The sequence below is a fragment of the Pseudomonas sp. REP124 genome (assembly GCF_020164475.1).
Lineage (GTDB): Bacteria > Pseudomonadota > Gammaproteobacteria > Pseudomonadales > Pseudomonadaceae > Aquipseudomonas.
On sequence record NZ_JAIQWX010000261.1, the window covers coordinates 1 to 3,917 of the forward strand.

The window sequence follows — 3,917 nt, forward strand, 5'->3', positions numbered from 1 at the left end:
CGCTTTCGCGAGCAAGCCCGCTCCCACAATAAAATCCCTGCACGACCAAATGTCTTGCGACAGGCGCATTCGGCCCCGCCAACCTTATGTGATAGGCTTCTCCGGTTTGCACGATGGGCGGTTATGACCCGGTATTTTGCTACCGGCTTCTGAGCCTCCCATTTGTCCGCCTTCAGGAGTTCTCATGCGTCTGACCCAGATTTTCGCTGCAGCCGCCATTGCGCTGGTCAGCACCTTTGCCGTCGCCGATGACGCGGCCGACAAAGCCATCCGTAAAAGCCTGGAAAACCTCCAGCTCGAAGTGCCGGTAGAAACCATCACCGCCAGCCCGTTGCCGGGCCTGTATGAAGTCAAGCTCAAGGGCAGCCGCGTGCTCTACGCCAGCGCCGACGGCCAGTACGTCGTCCAGGGCTACATGTTCCAGCTCAAGGACGGCAAGCCGGTCAACCTCACCGAGAAAACCGAACGCCTGGGCATCTCCAAGCTGATCAACGACATTCCGGTCGCCGAAACCGTGGTCTACCCGGCCGTGGGCGAAACCAAGTCGCACATCACCGTGTTCACCGACACCACCTGCCCGTACTGCCACAAACTGCACGCCGAAATTCCCGAGCTGAACAAGCGCGGCATCGAAGTGCGCTATGTCGCTTTCCCGCGCCAGGGCCTGGGGTCGCCGGGTGACGAGCAGCTGCAAGCCGTGTGGTGCTCCAAGGACAAGAAAGTCGCCATGGACCAGATGGTCGATGGCAAGGAAATCAAGGCCGCCAAGTGCGATAACCCGGTTTCCAAGCAGTTCGCCCTCGGCCAGTCGATCGGCGTGAACGGCACACCGGCCATCGTTTTGGCTGACGGTCAGGTCATTCCGGGCTACCAGCCCGCGCCACAAGTCGCCAAACTGGCGCTGAGCGCGAAGTAAATTCGCATCGTCACGGCCAGCCATTGACGATCGTGGTCCGGCAGCGATATCGCCGGACCATCAATAGAGAACCGCGATCCTGCGGTTGTTTTCACGGCCGGCCTCGAGTCGGCCGTTTTATGGGGAGTTCACAGTGAAACCGGTCAAAGTAGGCATCTGTGGGTTAGGGACCGTCGGTGGCGGAACCTTCAACGTACTTCAGCGCAACGCCGAGGAAATTGCTCGTCGTGCCGGGCGTGGGATCGAAGTGGCGCAAATTGCCATTCGCACGCCAAAGCCTCAGTTCCAAACGACCGGTATTGCGATTACCACCGATGTCTTCGAAGTGGCCACGAACCCTGAGATCGACATCGTCATAGAGCTCATGGGCGGCTATACCGTTGCCCGCGAGCTGGTACTCAAGGCCATCGAGAATGGCAAGCATGTGGTCACCGCGAACAAGGCACTGATTGCTGTTCACGGTAATGAGATTTTCGCCAAGGCCCGCGAGAAGGGCGTGATCGTTGCGTTCGAAGCGGCCGTGGCCGGTGGCATTCCGGTGATCAAGGCGATCCGTGAGGGTCTGTCCGCCAACCGTATCAACTGGGTCGCCGGCATCATCAACGGCACCGGCAACTTCATCCTCACCGAAATGCGCGAGAAGGGTCGCACCTTCGAAGACGTGCTGGTCGAGGCCCAGGAACTGGGTTACGCCGAAGCCGATCCGACCTTCGACGTCGAAGGCATCGACGCGGCGCACAAGCTGACGATCCTGGCGTCCATCGCATTCGGTATCCCGCTGCAATTCGACAAGGCCTACACCGAAGGCATCACCAAGTTGACCACCGCCGACGTGAATTACGCCGAAGCGCTGGGCTACCGCATCAAGCACCTGGGCGTGGCACGCAGCACCGCTTCTGGTATCGAGTTGCGCGTACACCCGACGCTGATCCCGGCCGATCGCCTGATCGCCAACGTCAACGGCGTGATGAACGCGGTGATGGTCAACGGCGACGCCGCCGGTTCGACCCTGTTCTACGGCGCCGGCGCCGGCATGGAACCGACCGCTTCGTCGGTGATTGCGGACCTGGTGGACGTGGTTCGCGCCATGACTTCCGATCCGGAAAACCGCGTACCGCACCTGGCCTTCCAGCCGGACTCGCTGTCGGCCCATCCGATCCTGCCGATCGAATCCTGCGAAAGCGCTTACTACCTGCGCATCCAGGCCAAGGACCATCCGGGCGTGCTGGCGCAGGTGGCGAGCATCCTGTCGGAGCGCGGCATCAATATCGAATCGATCATGCAGAAGGAAGTCGAAGAACACGACGGCCTGGTGCCAATGATCCTGCTGACCCACCGCGTGGTGGAACAGCGCATCAACGATGCGATCGCTGCCCTCGAGTCTCTGGCTGGCGTGGTGGGTCCGGTTGTACGGATCCGCGTTGAACATTTGAATTAATACAGCAGCGGCAAGCTGCAAGCTTCAAGCTGCAAGTAAAGGCAGTAGCGCTTTTACTTGTAGCTTGCAGCTGACAGCTTGAAGCTCAAACCGAAGGTTTGCCCCTATGCGCTACATCAGTACCCGCGGCCAGGCACCGGCCCTGAATTTCGAAGACGTCCTGCTGGCTGGCCTTGCCACCGACGGCGGTCTGTACGTCCCGGAAAACCTGCCACGTTTCACCCAGGAAGAAATCGCTTCCTGGGCCGGCCTGCCGTATCACGAGCTGGCTTTCCGCGTCATGCGTCCGTTCGTGACCGGCAGCATTCCGGATGCCGACTTCAAAAAAATCCTCGAAGAAACCTACGGCGTGTTTGCCCACAACGCCGTCGCGCCGCTGCGTCAGCTGAACGGCAACGAATGGGTGCTGGAGCTGTTCCACGGCCCGACCCTGGCGTTCAAGGACTTTGCCCTGCAACTGCTCGGTCGTTTGCTCGACTACGTGCTGGAAAAGCGCGGCGAGCGCGTGGTGATCGTCGGCGCCACTTCCGGTGACACCGGTTCGGCCGCCATCGAAGGCTGCAAGCATTGCGAAAACGTCGACATCTTCATCCTGCACCCGCACAACCGTGTGTCCGAAGTGCAGCGTCGGCAGATGACCACCATTTTCGGTGAGAACATCCACAACATCGCCATCGAAGGCAACTTCGATGACTGCCAGGAAATGGTCAAAGCGAGCTTCGCCGACCAGGGCTTCCTCAAGGGCACTCGCCTGGTGGCGGTGAACTCGATCAACTGGGCGCGGATCATGGCCCAGATCGTCTACTACTTCCATGCGTCCCTGCAGCTGGGCGGCCCGGCGCGTTCGGTGTCGTTCTCGGTGCCAACCGGCAACTTCGGCGATATCTTCGCCGGTTACCTGGCGCGCAACATGGGCCTGCCGATCAACCAGTTGATCGTCGCCACCAACCGCAACGACATCCTGCACCGCTTCATGAGCGGCAATCAGTACGTCAAGGAAACCCTGCACGCCACCCTGTCGCCGTCCATGGACATCATGGTTTCGTCGAACTTCGAGCGTCTGCTGTTCGACCTTCACGGTCGCAACGGCGCGGCGATCGCCGGGCTGATGGACAGCTTCAAGCAGGGCGGCGGCTTCAGCGTCGAGCAGGAGCGCTGGACCGAAGCACGCAAGCTGTTCGACTCGCTGGCCGTGGATGACGCACAAACCTGCGAAACCATCGCCGAAGTCTACGAGCAGACCGGTGAAGTGCTGGATCCTCACACCGCCATCGGCGTTAAGGCCGCACGCGAATGCCGCCGCAGCCTGGACATCCCGATGGTGATCCTGGGCACCGCCCACCCGGTCAAATTCCCGGATGCCGTGGAAAAGGCCGGCGTCGGCAAGGCACTGGAACTGCCTGTGCATCTGACCGATCTGTTTGAGCGGGACGAGCGTTGCACCGTGCTGCCGAATGACCTGAAGGCCGTTCAAGCCTTCGTCAGCCAGCACGGTAATCGCGGTAAGCCTCTATAAGGCTACCCTTCCCCCTGTGGAAGCTATCCAACTGTGGCGAGGGGGCT

The 3,917-nt window shown here is 60.7% G+C and carries 3 protein-coding genes; all 3 read left to right on the forward strand.

The annotated features are described in order from the left end of the window. The first annotated feature begins 184 nt into the window (after positions 1 to 184). The 3 genes from dsbC (at position 185) to thrC (ending at position 3,870) form a co-directional block, all read left to right on the forward strand. The gene (dsbC, locus tag K9857_RS29905) at positions 185 to 916 is read left to right on the forward strand and encodes a bifunctional protein-disulfide isomerase/oxidoreductase DsbC (protein ID WP_224542119.1); all 732 of its coding nucleotides are present in this window, start codon (positions 185 to 187) and stop codon (positions 914 to 916) included. A 133-nt stretch (positions 917 to 1,049) separates the two neighbouring features. Continuing rightward, entirely contained in the window at positions 1,050 to 2,354 is a 1,305-nt protein-coding gene (locus K9857_RS29910; protein ID WP_224542121.1) for a homoserine dehydrogenase, read from the forward strand. 106 nt (positions 2,355 to 2,460) lie between these two features. Beyond that, a complete protein-coding gene (gene thrC, locus K9857_RS29915) occupies positions 2,461 to 3,870 on the forward strand; it encodes a threonine synthase (RefSeq protein WP_224542123.1) in 1,410 nt (469 codons plus the stop codon). Positions 3,871 to 3,917: the final 47 nt, after the last annotated feature.